This is a genomic window from Catenulispora pinistramenti (assembly GCF_018274385.1).
Classification (GTDB): Bacteria; Actinomycetota; Actinomycetes; order Streptomycetales; family Catenulisporaceae; genus Catenulispora; species Catenulispora pinistramenti.
The window spans coordinates 1-13,990 of sequence record NZ_JAAFYZ010000260.1 but is presented as its reverse complement, the minus strand read 5'-3'; the positions used below and the strand labels follow the sequence as shown (position 1 = coordinate 13,990).

General features: G+C 71.5%; 10 protein-coding genes. 4 read left to right on the top strand and 6 right to left on the bottom strand.

Annotated elements, in window-relative coordinates:
• Positions 1-652: 652 nt before the first annotated feature.
• A complete protein-coding gene (locus KGQ19_RS42330; protein ID WP_212020148.1) occupies positions 653-1,996 on the top strand; it encodes a peptidase S8 in 1,344 nt (447 codons plus the stop codon).
• Here KGQ19_RS42330 and KGQ19_RS42325 read toward each other — a convergent pair.
• The 4 genes from KGQ19_RS42325 to KGQ19_RS42310 all read right to left on the bottom strand — a co-directional run bounded on the left by KGQ19_RS42325 (position 1,986) and on the right by KGQ19_RS42310 (position 5,490).
• Complete coding sequence (locus KGQ19_RS42325) at positions 1,986-2,462, bottom strand: right-handed parallel beta-helix repeat-containing protein (protein WP_212020151.1); 477 nt, start codon at positions 2,460-2,462, stop codon at positions 1,986-1,988. The two genes, KGQ19_RS42330 and KGQ19_RS42325, sit on opposite strands and share 11 nt — an antisense overlap.
• On the bottom strand, positions 2,456-3,346 hold the full coding sequence (locus KGQ19_RS42320; RefSeq protein ID WP_212020146.1) for a right-handed parallel beta-helix repeat-containing protein: 891 nt from the start codon (positions 3,344-3,346) through the stop codon (positions 2,456-2,458). Before KGQ19_RS42320 ends, KGQ19_RS42325 begins: the two co-directional genes overlap by 7 nt.
• A 173-nt stretch (positions 3,347-3,519) precedes the next feature.
• A complete protein-coding gene (locus KGQ19_RS42315; RefSeq protein WP_212020144.1) occupies positions 3,520-4,941 on the bottom strand; it encodes a ricin-type beta-trefoil lectin domain protein in 1,422 nt (473 codons plus the stop codon).
• 294 nt (positions 4,942-5,235) lie between these two features.
• Positions 5,236-5,490 carry a hypothetical protein gene (locus tag KGQ19_RS42310; RefSeq protein ID WP_212020142.1) on the bottom strand — a complete coding sequence of 85 codons (255 nt, stop codon included), beginning with the start codon at positions 5,488-5,490 and terminating at the stop codon, positions 5,236-5,238.
• A gap of 16 nt (positions 5,491-5,506) precedes the next feature.
• Between KGQ19_RS42310 and KGQ19_RS42305 the strand changes: the two genes are divergently transcribed.
• The 3 genes from KGQ19_RS42305 (at position 5,507) to KGQ19_RS42295 (ending at position 12,371) form a co-directional block, all read left to right on the top strand.
• Positions 5,507-5,854: a hypothetical protein gene (locus tag KGQ19_RS42305; RefSeq protein ID WP_212020140.1), complete on the top strand. Its 348-nt coding sequence runs from the start codon at positions 5,507-5,509 to the stop codon at positions 5,852-5,854.
• Positions 5,855-5,897: 43 nt separating this feature from the next.
• Entirely contained in the window at positions 5,898-7,850 is a 1,953-nt protein-coding gene (locus KGQ19_RS42300) for a right-handed parallel beta-helix repeat-containing protein (protein ID WP_212020138.1), read from the top strand.
• A 78-nt stretch (positions 7,851-7,928) separates the two neighbouring features.
• Positions 7,929-12,371 carry an FtsK/SpoIIIE domain-containing protein gene (locus KGQ19_RS42295; protein WP_212020136.1) on the top strand — a complete coding sequence of 1,481 codons (4,443 nt, stop codon included), beginning with the start codon at positions 7,929-7,931 and terminating at the stop codon, positions 12,369-12,371.
• A 112-nt stretch (positions 12,372-12,483) separates the two neighbouring features.
• On the opposite strand, the gene KGQ19_RS42290 is transcribed toward KGQ19_RS42295, so the two are convergent.
• On the bottom strand, positions 12,484-12,792 hold the full coding sequence (locus KGQ19_RS42290) for a WXG100 family type VII secretion target (protein WP_212020134.1): 309 nt from the start codon (positions 12,790-12,792) through the stop codon (positions 12,484-12,486).
• 89 nt (positions 12,793-12,881) lie between these two features.
• A complete protein-coding gene (locus tag KGQ19_RS42285) occupies positions 12,882-13,769 on the bottom strand; it encodes a hypothetical protein (RefSeq protein WP_212020133.1) in 888 nt (295 codons plus the stop codon).
• Positions 13,770-13,990: the final 221 nt, after the last annotated feature.

Here is a 13,990-nt window from a genome sequence, read left to right as displayed (position 1 = left end):
AACCAAGCGGCGACCAATCAAACGGCCGAGACATGGCGCCTCCCGTCAGCCTTCTGGACGATCAGAATTCTGACCGGGGAGGGATCACAGGGCATTTCACCGGCGTGAACCACCGAATTACAAGGGAGAACCACGACCGTCAGGCCGACGGCCGCAAGGTGTGCGCCGAGGATTGAATGCCACGGCCATCAGCTACGTACTTCCAGTAGCAGATCCTGCCTGCCGGTTCCCCCCACGCGCGATTCACGAGGTCCAGCCATGAAGGCTGCCCTCTGCGAGATCAGGGCATGCGCGGTGGGTCCGGCGTCGGCAGCAGACCCTCGGTCCACAGCAGCCATCGAAAGGTAAACCGTTGTTTCATTTCTCTTCGCCCAGCCTGCGCCGGCGCCGTGTCAGAGTCCTTGGTTCCGCACTGTCTGCCGGCGCTCTCGTAGCCGGCGCGTTCGTCGGTGCCGTACCTGCCAGTGCGGCCGGTGCGTCCGCGTCGGGTCCGAGCGGCCAAGTCAAGTACAAGCACTCCTGTACCGCGCCGACGCGCGCCGGGTACGCGCAGTGCGACGCGCTGATCCGTACGGACGTCGTCCAACCGCGGGCGCTCAGCCGTACTGCGGTGTCGCCGAACGCGACGCCCGCCGGCTACGGTCCGGCCGACTTGACGAGCGCCTACCGGATACCGGCCAACGGCGGGGCGGGCGCCACCATAGCCGTGGTGGACGCCGACGGCTATCCCACCGCTGAGGCGGACCTGGCCGTCTACCGCGCCCAGTTCGGGCTGCCGGCCTGTACCACGGCCAACGGCTGCTTCCGCAAGGTCGATCAGGGCGGCGGCACCAGTTACCCGCCTTCCAACGCCGACTGGGCCGGGGAGACGGCGCTCGACCTCGACATGGTCTCGGCGATCGCACCCGCCGCGCACATCGTGCTGGTCGAGGCGTACTCGAACGCGATGACCGACCTGGGCGCCTCGGTGAACACCGCCGTGGCGTTGGGCGCCAAGTACGTCTCCAACAGCTATGGGACCGGGGAGTCCGCCGCCGAGACGCCCCTCGACGCGGACTACAACCATCCGGGCGTGGCCGTCGTCGCCTCGTCGGGCGACAAGGGATACGCGACTCAGTACCCTGCCTCCTCGCCCTACGTGACCGCGGTCGGGGGTACTTCGCTCACCCAGTCGAGCGACAGTGCGCGGGGCTGGAGCGAGACCACCTGGTCCGGTTCCGGTTCCGGTTGCTCCACCATCGAGCCGAAACCTTCCTGGCAGACCGACACCGGCTGCGCGATGCGGTCCGCCGCCGATGTCTCCGCGGTGGCCGACCCGGGGACCGGGGTCGCGCTCTACGACAGCTTCTCAAGTCCCGGCTGGCTGGTCGCCGGCGGTACCAGCGTGGCCGCCCCCATCATCGCGGCCGTCTACGCCGTCGCCGGCACTCCCGCCGCGGGCAGCTACCCCGCCTCGTACGCGTACAGCCGAACATTCGCGTTGAACGACATCACCACCGGCAGCAACGGCTCGTGCTCGCCGGCCTATCTGTGCACCGCGGGTCCCGGCTACGACGGCCCGACCGGACTGGGCAGCCCCGCCGGCACGGCCGCGTTCACGCAGGGCCGCGTAGTCAGTCTGCGGGCGCACGCGAACAACGACTACGTGACCGCCGACAACGCCGGCGCCTCACCGCTCATCGCCAACCGCACGGCGATCGGCGGCTGGGAGCAGTTCGACCTGATCGATCTCGGAGGCGGAAACATCGCCCTGCTCTCGCACGCGGACAACGACTACGTGACCGCGGAGAACGCCGGCGCCTCGCCGCTCATCGCCAACCGGACCGCGATCGGCGGCTGGGAGACCTTCCAACTCATCAATAACGCCGACGGCAGCATCAGCCTCAAGGCCGCGGCGGATGACGAGTACGTGACCGCTGACAACTACGGCAACTCGCCGTTGATCGCGAACCGGACCGCCATCGGCGGCTGGGAGGAGTTCGACCTCATCGGCTGAGCCGTGCTGGCTTGGCCATGCCTTGGTCAAGGTTCTGAAGGGCGTTCGAGCGGCGCGTTCCCGGGTTCGTGCAGGCGGCAGGCCACGAACTCAGGGTGCGCGCCGGTCTCCTTCTGGACGGGACGGCCGATGAGCCCGCTGCGCCGGTGATGTCGCAGTTCTCGAATGCGCCTCCGGCTCCGTTCTGGAAGGTGACGCCGTGGCCGCCTGCGCTTGTGACGGTTGTCGAGACGCGTGGCTCGGCCGCGGCCCGGGCGGTGATGCCGTTGCCGGTGGTGTTCTCGATGCGGCAGCCGTCGATGGAGGGGGCGCTGCCGTGGTCGGCGAAGATTCCGTGCGGACCGGTGCCGCTGACGGTGCACGAGCGGAGGAGGGCGATACCCTCCCGGCCGATGGTGACGCCGACGCGTTCGACGGCTTCGATCGTGCAGCGCGCGAGGACCGGGTGGCGAGTCGAGGTCAGCATGACGCCGTTGCGGGCTTCGGAGATGCGGCAGTCGTGCAGGGTGGCGTCGCCGTGGCCGGCCTCGGTGCGGCGCCGGTGGCGACGACGCCTTCGGCGCCCGCGCCGGTCACCGCGCAGTCCGGGCGGCCATGGTGTCGTCGAGGGGGGGTCGGTTCGTCGAAGGGGAGGCGGCGGTCTTTGAGTGCCGCGTTGCCGTCGATCCGCAGTCCGTCGGTCGCGGCGTTGACGATGCGGCAGGACCGGAGGCGGACGGCGGCGCGGTCGTCCACGAGCAGGCCGGGCCCTGCGCTGTCGACGACCCAGCTGCGGACGATGTCGGCCTGCGCGTCGCCGACGACACGGAAACCCGTGTCGGCTGGCCTGGCGATGGTGGTGAGGCGGATCAGCGGCCGTGCCCGCTCCTCGGCGGCGATGCCGTCGAAGAGACAGTCCCGCAGATGAGGGCGGTTGCGTCCGCGGGCAAGGAGACCGGCCGACACCGCGCCGCTGATGGTGCAATGACGGAGCGTGGGGGACGCGTCCCCGGTCGTCTCGATCCGTGCGCCGCGGATCTCGCAGTGCTCGAAGAGAGGAGAAGTGGCTTCCACGGAGACTGCGGGTAGTCCCGCGTCGCCGGAGACGATGACGATGCCTCGCAGGACGGCATCAGCACGCACGGTCAGCGCCGTGCCCTCGGTCACCGAGATCACGACCGTGCCAGGGCCGTCCCTGGGGATCAGTGAGACTGGGCCGCCCAGGACTACGTGTTCGGTGTAGACGCCTGGTGGGAGGACGACCTCAGGGGCGGATTCCGTCTGTGCCGGCTCGTTCCGGCTCGCGTCCCGCTTGATGTTCGGAGCGGTCGCGATGAGTGTCGTGATGGACGTCTGTGGTGTGTCGGGCAAACGCGCGGGCGGTCCGGCCGTCGGCCGGGTGGACTGGCGAATGCGTCACAAGCGGCCCTCCAGCCGATGGGTCAATGTGTGCGAATTCCTTCGGTGAATTCGCAGAGAAGCACCAGTGAAGCCCCACGGAAGGTGCAGAGAAGGTCGCCAGGAATCGCAAATAATGACATCGCTCAGGTTTCCGAGGAAGCACTCGACACGGCCTTGCGCCGTACCGGGATATCGGTGTCGGCTTCCTGTGGTTCGACCGGGAGCTGGATGGTCTCGGTCGACCGTGGCCCGTGCACCGAGGAGACCGCGATGACACCAGCGCGATCGGTCGCGGAAGACGGATCCTCGGTCTGCTGCGACGGATCGGGTGTCTCCGTCGGCAGCGGGTCCTCCTCCACCCGAGGAGCCGGAACTGTTGGGACGGCGGCAGGCTGGGCGAACGCTACTCGGCGCCCGTACACCGTGATCCAGCCCTCTGAGTCGACGCTGATGTCCCAGTGGGGACGGCCGCCCACCGGGCGCGGATCGTTCCCGCGCAGGACGACTCGTCCGCCTTCGAGTTGGTCGGCGAGTGCGGATCTGACCTTCTCGGCCCGGCGGGCGTCGCCGCCGATCACCAGCGTGTCATGGGACTGCGAAACATCCAGGACGACGACCCGGTCATCGAGCACGCCGAGGATGACCGGACAGGCCGCCCAGTCTGCTGCCTCCGTCTCCGGATCCAGGTCGGCCCGCGACACCGTCCAGGCGTGCGGGTCGCCGGGCACCGGCGCCCAGGGCGGCTGGGGCGCGGGCACGTCGAGCCCCGCCAGCCAGACGACTGCGTCCTGTCCGGAGACGGCCACGGCGTAGGGCCACCACGAGGTGTCGCGGCCGGCGGCGGCGAACGCCTGGGCGGCGGTGTCCACGGTGGCCTGATCGGCGAGGCGGGCCAGCAGCGCACGGCTCAAGCGGCGGCGGCGTTTGGGCAGCCTGGCCCGCAGCGCATGCGCCAGGCGGGCGGCTCGACGGGTCGGCCCCGGGAAGACGAGGAGCAGGCAGAGTATCGCGGCCGCCACGGCGATCAGGGCGGCGGGCAGCCACCGGGCGGCGCCGCCGGATCTCCCGGTGCTCGGGACCGTGGCCTGGGCGAACTGCTGCGCCGCTCCGCCGTCGCAGCCCAGGATGACCAGCGGAGTGCCCACCGTGGTCGAGCCGCCGGGGACCGCCAGGCATTTGCCGGTGGGCGCGCTGATCAGCGTGCCGTCGTGCACGGCCCACTTCTGGTCGGGCCGTCCGGTGCAGGGGCCCAGCTGGACCGGCGTGCCGTCGTTGGTGCCCTGGCCGTCGGTCTGCAGGCACTGGCCTGCCGAGCGGACCGTGCCGGCGGTCGTGGTCCACTGCCGGGTCGTGGCGGCGGAGCAGTCGGTGAGGACGACCGGGGCGGAGCTCTTGGCGTCGGGCGCGGCGGGGACGGTGCCGAGGCAGTTCACGATCGCCTTGGGGGAGGGCGCGGGCGGCACGGGGGTCGCCCCTGACGCCCCCGGCGGAAGGACGACGGCGACGACAGCCGCCAGGACGGTGAGGCCGGCGGCCGGGAGGACGCGGAGCGCGAAGCGGCGCAATGGACTGATCCAATTCGTCGGTGGGCGGGCTCGGCCACCCGTCGAGCCCGTCGTCGCCGGGCGGGCTTGAATGAGACACCAAAGACAGTACGCTGACGCCATGCGCAAAGGCCAGAGCAGGGATTATGCGATAGACAGGAACAAATTCCAGGCACGGCGCGGCCCCGGGAACGGGGGCCGCGGGGGCCGCCGCGGACGGCTTTTCGCGGCCGCCCTCGCCGGTGCCGGAGCCTTGATCGCCGCCGCGGTGAGCGTCGACACGGCCGTGGCGGACCGGCATGGCGACTCGGCCGTCTACCTCGGCGCCGCCGGGGCCGTCATCACCTCGTCGGCCCACGGAACGGGCTCCTCGACCTCCACCACGGCCCCGGCCAGCTCCACGTCGAGCACCGCCCACGCGGTGGTCGGCGGTGCGCCGCCACCGCGCTCCTCGGCCCCGTCGCCTTCGTCGGCACCGCCGGCAGCGCCGTTGTCGTCAGCAGCGCTGCCGCCCCCGGATTTCCCCTCGTCGACGCGGCACACGTCCCGCCCCGTGGCGCCCGCGAGCACACACAGCGTTCCACGCGTGCAGACGACCTCCAAGGCGCCCCCGCCTCAGGCGCCGACCAGTACGACGGTCGCCATCAGCGGCTCAGTGACCTGCCTGTCGGGCAACGCCGTCACCGGCGTGTGGGTCGACGTCGCCCAGGGCGCCGGATTCTCCCCGTGGTGGCCCACGGCGAACCCCGCGACCGCCACCTACGGCTACACCCTCCCGGTCTCCGAGCCCTACGCACTGCATGTGGGCTGCGGTGGAACCCAGCCGAGCTGGGCTGTCGCCACCGCCACCCCGCCGGTGAGCGGTACCCAGAATTCGTTCAATTGCGACGACATATCAGGGGACGCAGACTACGGAGCATGCGTACGTCGCTGATCTGCTTTCCCGCTCTCCGATTCGCCGGCAGGGCGGCCGAGCGATGACGGCATCAGCCTTCAGGCGCGCTTCGCGCCGGGCCGGCGCCGGGCCGGAAGTGGCCGGGAGCCGGCCTGCCGAACTGCCCCCGTCCGATCCGGTGCCCGCGACGGATCCGTCCCCGAACCGCGCGCCGGCCGGCGAGGACGCGGTGACCGTCAAAGGCCTGATCGAGGCGGCGGGCCCGGATCCGGTGCGGGTGCCCGCGGGCCGCTATCGGGAGCGGCTCGAACTCGCCAGGCCCGCCACGCTGACGGCAGGCGGACAGAGCGGCTCCGTCATCGTCGAGCTTGACGGAGACCTGGTCGTCCGAGCCGATGCGAGCCTGCGAGGACTGGTGTTCACCGGCGGCGGGATCGTGGTCGGCGCGGCCGCCACCCTGGTCCTGGAGGACTGCGAGATCCTGGACTCGCCGTCCACCGCGCTGGCCGTCCTGGCCTCGGCGCGGGTGCGGGCCCGCGGACTGCGGATCACTGTCAGCGGCGGCAACGGGCTCTACGTGGGCGACGACGCCCGCGCACACCTGCGGGACAGCACGATCGAGAACACCGGCTTCGCGGCGGTCCACCTGGCCGACCGGGCCGCGGCGGAGCTTCAGGACTGTGTGGTCCGCGCCAGCCAGGAACACGGCGTCCGCGCCGCCGACGAGTCTTCTCTGCGGGTGGACGGCGGCACGATCGGCGACAGCCGGATGAGCGGGATCAGCGCCGAGACCGCCGGCCGGATCGAGGTCGAAGGCTGCGTCATCTCCGGCTCCGGACTGGCCGGGATCCTGGTGACGGCGCCGACCCGGGCCCGCGTCGAGCGCTGCCGCGTCACCGACAGCGCCGGCTCGGCGCTCGTCGCGTGGACCGGCACCGAACCCCGGGTGCGGGACGTCGTCATCGAGCGGACCGGCAAGAACGGGCTGATGATCGCCGACGGCGCCGGGGGAGTGTTCGAGGACTGCGAGATCTCCGAGACCCTCTATCCCGCCGTCCACGTCGGAGCCGCCGCCACACCTCTGCTGAGGCGGATCCGCATCCATGACGCGGACCAGGACATGGCCCTGGACAGCGCCGCGGCCGCCGTGGTCGAACAGGTGGAGAGCAGCGCTGTCAGCGTCTCCACCATCCCGCTCCCCGCGGCCGGGCCGGCTCCCGACCCCGAGATCGATGTCGACGAACTCATCGAAGAGCTCGAAGGATTGGTCGGCCTGGCATCGGTCAAACGGGACATCACGGCCCAGGTGTCGCTGATGCGCACGGTGCGCAGACGCCAGGAGGCGGGCCTGCCGCCGCCGCCGACCAGCCGGCACCTGGTGTTCGCCGGCAACCCCGGCACCGGGAAGACCACCGTGGCCCGCCTGTACGGCCGGATCCTGCACGGCCTGGGCATGCTCGAGGGCGGCCACCTGGTCGAGGCCGACCGCGGCGCGCTGGTCGGGGAGTACGTCGGCCACACCGCCCCGAAGACGACGGCCGTGTTCCGCAGGGCGCTGGGCGGCGTGTTGTTCATCGACGAGGCGTACTCCCTGGCTCCGGTCGGCGGCGGCAACGACTTCGGCCAGGAAGCCGTCGCCACCCTGGTGAAGCTGATGGAGGACCATCGGGACGAGCTCGTCGTCATCGTCGCCGGATACCCGGACGACATGCACCGGTTCATCGACTCCAACCCCGGCCTGGCCTCGCGGTTCACCAGAACCCTGACATTCGAGGACTACGACGTCGCCGAACTCCTGGCCATCGTCCAGCAGCAGGCCGACGAGCACCGCTACACCCTCGATGCCGGCGCGCGCCAGGCACTGCTGGACCGGCTCGGCGGGATCGCCCGCGGGGAGGGCTTCGGCAACGGCCGCCTGGCGCGGCAGCTGTTCCAGTCCCTCACCGAACGGCACGCGCTGCGGACCGCCGCGATCGGCGACCCCTCGCCGTCCGACCTGGAGACCATCATCGCGCAGGACGTTCCCGGGCCGTAGCGCCGTGCGGGCCGGTCGCCGCACGCCTCGGCCAGCATGATCAGCCCCGATTGACCAGAGCCGCATCAGGGAGGCGCCATGCGCGTGTCGTTCACCGTCCGGGACAGCGAGCCCCGGCACCTCGTCGTCGAAGCCGACCCCCGGACCCCGGCCGCCGAGATCGCCGGCGTCGTCGCCGAGACCACGGGCGACTTCGGCCACGCTTACTACTTGGGTCCGGACGCCGTCACCGGGACCAGGCCGATCGGTGAGATCGGGCTGCGCGAAGGCGCGTTCCTGGACCGTCGGCCGCACGCGCGGGCCGCCGAGCCGCCGGTGCTGATCGAGCTGCATGTGGTCTCCGGCCCCGGAGCGGGCGTCATCGTTCCGCTCGCGATGGGCTCGTACAGCATCGGTTCCGCGCCGGAGTGCACGGTCCTGATCGGGGACGCCCCGGAGGTGGCCGCCACGCTCACGGTGGGCCCCGAAGGGGATGTCTCAGTGCTCGTCCACGAGCCGGAGGAGGTCCGGCTCGTCCAGGTCGTGCCGCCCTCGCCGCTCCCGCAGGAGGGCGGCCAGGCCGCCGAGAGCGACGAGCAGGCGTGGCTCGCGGCCGCGCCACCCGGCGGCGCCGCCGCCGAACCCTGGCCGGCCTCGGCGGACCTGGAGGTCCGCGACGTGCTGGTGCACTGGACCGCACCGGTGCCGCGGGACGCCGCGGTCCGGTCCGCCGACGACGGGACCGGATTGGACTTCAACCGGCCGCCGCGTATCGTCGAACCCCTGCCGCGCACCCGGTTCCGCATTCCCGCCCCGCCGCCCGTGGTACCGCGCCGCCCTTTCCCGCTGGCGATGATGTTCGCCCCGGCGCTGCTCGGCGTCGCGATGGTGTTCCTGCTGCACTCGATGTTCTTTCTGATCTTCGCGGTGTTCTCACCGGTCTTCGCGATCTCCAACTGGGTCAGCGACCGCCGCCACAACCGCAAGGACCACAAGCGGCGCGTCGCCGAGCGCGCGGCCACCAAGGCCCGGCTCGCGGTCGAGATCGCCGACGCCGTCGCCGCCGAACGCCTGGTCCGGGCGGCGATCGCCCCGGATCCGGCATTGCTGGCGGCCACCGTGACCGGACCCGGGCGGCGGCTGTGGGAGCGGCGCCGCCGCGACCCCGACCACCTGGTGCTCAGGCTCGGCACGGTGGATCAGCCCTCTGTCGTCGAGGTGGAGGACGAGGAGCGGGTCGATCCGCTGCGTCCCGGCACTCGCGCCGACGTGCCCTGGACGGTTCCGGCCATCCCGACCGGCGTCGCCCTCACCGACTGCGGCGTCGTCGGCTTCGCCGGGCCCGCGGAGCGGATCAGGCCTCTGGTGGCCTGGCTCGTGGCCCAGGCCGCGGTCCTGCACAGCCCGCGCGACGTGCGCCTCGTGGTGCTGACCGACGCCGACGGCGCCCAGACGTGGGACTGGGTGCGCTGGCTGCCGCACGCGCGCTCGCCGTTCGGGGACCCGCCGGTGCTGATCGGCAACGACCCGGAGACGGTGGCCCATCGCGTGGCCGAACTGGTGTCGATCGTCAAACAGCGCACGAAGGCGCGCGGATCGGCGATGGGCTCGGTGATGTTCGCCGACCCCGACATCGTCGTGGTGGTCGACGGCGCACGGCGGCTGCGCGATGTGGCGGGCCTGGTCCAGGTGCTCGCCGAGGGCCCGGCGGTCCGCGTGTACGCGCTGTGTGTGGACAGCGAAGTGCGGCTGCTGCCGGAGGAGGCCGCCACCATCGTGGTCGACGGTCCCGCCGGCCTGGCACTGCGGCAGAACGACCAGCCGGAGCTCTCGCCGATCCGTCCGGACCTGCCGCCGCCGGAGTGGTTCGACCGGGTGGCGCGCGCGCTCGCCCCGGTGCGTGACACCACCCCCGAGGACGGCGGCTCGCTTCCGCTGACGGTGCGGCTGCTGGACCTGCTGGACCTGCCCGAGCCGGACGGCGAACAGGTCGCGGCGCGCTGGCTGCTCCGCCCCGCCTCGACCGCCGCCGTCATCGGTACCGGGTTCGACGGGCCGACGGCGATCGACCTGGTCCGCGACGGCCCGCACACCCTCATCGCCGGGACCACCGGCTCGGGCAAGTCGGAGTTCCTGCAGACCCTGGTCGCCTCGCTCGCGCTCGCCAACCGGCCCGACGAGCTGACGTTCCTGCTCATCGACTACAAGGGCGGATCGGCTTTCCGGGACTGCGTCGACCTGCCCCACACGCTCGGCATGGTGACCGACCTCGACGGCCACCTCGTGGACCGGGCGCTGGAATCCCTCGCCGCCGAACTGCGCCGCCGGGAGCGGCTGCTGGCCGAGCACGGCCACAAGGACTACCCGGCCTACCAGGCCGCCCGGCGCCGCGAACCGGACCTGCCGCCGCTGCCGCGCCTGGTCCTGGTCATCGACGAGTTCGCCACGCTGGTCCGTGAGGTCCCGGCGTTCATCCCGGGCATGGTCTCCCTCGCCCAGCGCGGCCGGTCGCTCGGCATCCACCTGGTCCTGGCCACGCAGCGGCCGGCCGGGGTCGTCACCCCCGACATCAGGGCCAACACGAACCTGCGGATCGCGCTGCGCGTCACCGATCCCGTCGAGAGCGCCGACATCATCGACACCGCCGACGCGGCCATGATCCCGGCGACCGTGCCCGGCCGGGCCCTGGTACGCCTCGCCCACCGCTCGGTCGCCCCGTTCCAGACCGGGTACGTCGGCGGGGAGCACACCGACGCCGACGCCGAGGTGCCCATAAGTCCGCCGTGGGCCGTGGCGGTGCCCTGGTCCCGGCTCGGACGCGTCCTGGAACCGCCGGAGCAGGCCGGCCAGGCGGTCGGCCCCGAGGTCCCGACCGACCTGTCGGTGCTGGTCGCCGCGCTGGCCGACGCCGCCGGGCAGCTGGAGATCCCGCGCCAGCCCAGCCCGTGGCTGCCGGCTCTGCCCTCGCGCCTGACGCTGGCCGAACTCCCGTCGGTCTCCGGGCAGGACCACGAGCTCGCCCCGGTCGCGTACGGGCTGCAGGACATCCCGAGCCTGCAGACCCAACGCGCGATCACCATCGACCCCGACACCTTCGGGCACCTCTACGTCGTCGGCGCGACCCGCTCGGGCCGGTCGCAGACGCTGCGCACGATCGCCGCGGCCCTGGCCGGCCGGCACAGCGCGGGGAACGTGCACTTCTACGGCATCGACGCCGGCGGCGGCGCGCTGAGCGTGCTGGCCCACCTTCCGCACACCGGCGCCGTCGCCCACCGCGCCGACATCGAGCGCGTCGACCGCCTCCTGACCCGCCTCGGGCAGGAGCTGTCCCGGCGCCAGGATCTGCTCGCCGAACACCACAGCGCGAACCTGACCGAGCTGCGCGCCGCCATGCCGCCCGGTCCGCGGCCGGCTCACGCGTTCGTCCTCGTCGACGGCTGGGAGGCTCTGTACGCGGCGGTCGGGGAGTACGACAACGGCCGCCTGATCGACGAGTGCATCAGGTTGCTGAGAGAGGGCGCGGCCGCCGGGATCCACGTGATACTCAGCGGCGACCGGGCCCTGCTGTCCGGCCGCATCGGCTCGCTCAACGACAACCGCCTGCTGCTTCGTCTGACGGACCGCAGCGACTACATCGCGGTCGGGCTGCCGATGGACAGGCTGCCGACCGTCGTGGAGCCCGGCCGCGCGTGGATCTCCGGAAGCAGCACCGAGGTTCAGGTCGCGGTGGTCGCCGCCGATCCGTCCGGGGCGGCGCAGGCCGCGGCGATCCGGGCGCTCGGTGAGAAGACCACGCAGCGGGACGAGGCGGTCGGCAAGGACTCCCGGCCGCTGCCGATCGGACTCCTGCCGGCCGAGCTGAGCTTCAACGACGCCTTCGACCGGGTCGCCGAGCGCCGGCCGATGCTGGGGGTGCTGGGTGTCGGAGGCGACGTGGCCGAGCCGGTCCTGGTCGACTTCGCGGGCAAGGCGTCGGTGTTCACGGTCTGCGGACCGCCCGGCACCGGGCGCTCCACGGTGCTGGTCACCTTGGCGGTGTCACTGCTGGCCGGCGGCACCAACGTCGTCGCCGTCACCCCGCGGGCCTCGCCGCTGCGCAGGCTCGACGCGCATCCTCAGGTCAGGGTGCTGACGGAGGCGAACCCGTCGGGTGCGGAGCTGGAGGCGGCGGTGAAGGAACTGGGCTCGCCCTGCGTCGTCCTGGTCGACGACGCCGATCTGCTCGCCCAGATGCCGGCGGCGGACCTGGCGCTGCGTGCGATCGTGGCGACCGGCCGCGACCGCGGCGTCGGGCTGGCCATGGCCGGTTCGTCCGAGACGTTCGTGCAGGCCATGGTCGGCTGGGTCGGCGAGGCGCGCCGGATGCGGCAGGGGGTGCTGCTGAACCCGCAGACCCCGGCCGAGGGCGACCTCGTCGGGGCGCGGATCCCGCCGAACCAGTTGCGCCGGCCGCCGCGGGCCGGTCGAGGCTACGTCGCGGACCCGGTCAGTGGCGGGATCCAGCAGATCGCGCTACCGCTGACGGTGCTCAAGACCGCATAGCGCGGTGGCGCCTACCGTAGCGATCTACGGTATGCGCCACCGCTGTGCTGTGCTGTGCTGTGCTGTGCTGTGCTGTGCTGTGCTGTGCTTCGCGGAGCCGGGCGAGCCGGAATCAGCTCCCTGAGGTGATCGAGCTGGCCATCTGGGTGTCCATGCTCTGCATCTGCCCGGCGATCCCGTTGAACTGCGTGGCGAAGTTGTTGATGCCGTTGACCGCCTGGGTCAGCGACGTGTTGAAGGTGGCGTAGGCGTTCTGCAGGGCCGGGCTGGTGGCGTTCATCCACAGGCCACCGTCCTGCGACAGCAGGGCGTTGACCTGGCTCTGCAACGACTGCAGCTGCGGCACGATCGTGGCGACCGCTCCGTTCAGAGCACTGGCGACGGACTGGGTCGTGCCGTAGTCGATGGCGACATCTGCCATGGGATTCCCTGTTCTGTGAGTTTCAGCGGGTACTCGGTGCTGGTCGGTGCAGGTCGGTGCTGGGCTGTGGCGGTCGGTGGAGGCCGGGCTTACCAGGCCGCGGGGGTGTTGGCGTCGCTGTTGGTAGTGGTGTCGGTGTTGCCGTTATCGGTGGGGGGCGTCTGCCAGGGCGCGTCCCAGCCCGTGCGGGTCTGGGTGGTGGTCGTGCTGGTCCCGTTGGCTGTGTTCACGTCCGTCGTGGTCGCCGAGCCGTTCATGGTGTAGGTGGTGGTGATCGTGTCCTGCGAGCCGTCGGCGTGGCTGATGGTGGTCGTGGTGTTCTGGACCGGGCCGTCGTGCCAGCCCTGGTCCGGCCCGAAGGTCGTGGTCTCGGAATAGGTCTGCCCGCCCTGGCTGTAGGTCGTCGTCTCCGACGTGATCTGCGGGCCGTGGTTCGGGTCGTACTGGTCGATGCCGCCCTGCTGGACGGTGGTCGTGGCCCCGGTCGGCCCGGTGCTGGTGGTCCCGGGCACCGGCGGAGGCGTCGGCCTGGGGACGCTCATCCAGTGCTCCTGGCCGTCGGCGGTGTAGTAGGGCACGTTGTTCGGGTCGTCGAGCTGCTCCCAGGCGGCCAGCGCCTGTTCGTACTGGGCGTACTCCTGGGGGTAGTCGCGGATGTTCGACATCGCGATGCCGGCCTGGACCGCGCCGGCCTGGGTGGCGTCGGCGTCGAAGTAGACCTGCGCGATGCTCCGGAAGGTCGTGGACAGCTGCTGGATCTGGGTCCCGGCGTCGCGCAACGGACCGGCCCAGGCCACGTACAGGCCCTCCAAGGCCATGCCGATGGCGCCGAGCGAGGTGGAGACGACGTTGCCGCCGGTGGCCGGGACCAGCCCGTGCCCCTGCGCGTGATCGGTGACGATGCCGATCTCGGACTCCAGGGCGTCGATCTTGGCGGCCGCGTCGTGCAGGATCTGATAGTCGATCACCAGGTCCACGGACGGCTCCCTTGCGATGTCGGCAATGATGTCGGGCTCCTACCGGGTACTTCGTCCACTGCGGGTTCCCGGGCGGTTGGCCTCATGGTAAAACTCGCCTATTTGTTGCGCTAGCGCATACAAAATCTCTCCGTCAGTATTCGGAATCGACAATGTGAATTGGTTCCGAACACGGTGTGGAGGCGTGGTGTCTCGGCCGTTTGATTGGTCGCCGCTTGGTC

Bases quoted from the DNA above. Each gene is read 5' to 3' on its own strand.
- KGQ19_RS42295 (WP_212020136.1), top strand. From the start codon at position 7,929: ATGCGCGTGTCGTTCACCGTCCGGGACAGCGAGCCCCGGCACCTCGTC.
- KGQ19_RS42290 (WP_212020134.1), bottom strand. From the start codon at position 12,792: ATGGCAGATGTCGCCATCGACTACGGCACGACCCAGTCCGTCGCCAGT.
- KGQ19_RS42325 (WP_212020151.1), bottom strand. From the start codon at position 2,462: ATGCTGACCTCGACTCGCCACCCGGTCCTCGCGCGCTGCACGATCGAA.
- KGQ19_RS42300 (WP_212020138.1), top strand. From the start codon at position 5,898: ATGACGGCATCAGCCTTCAGGCGCGCTTCGCGCCGGGCCGGCGCCGGG.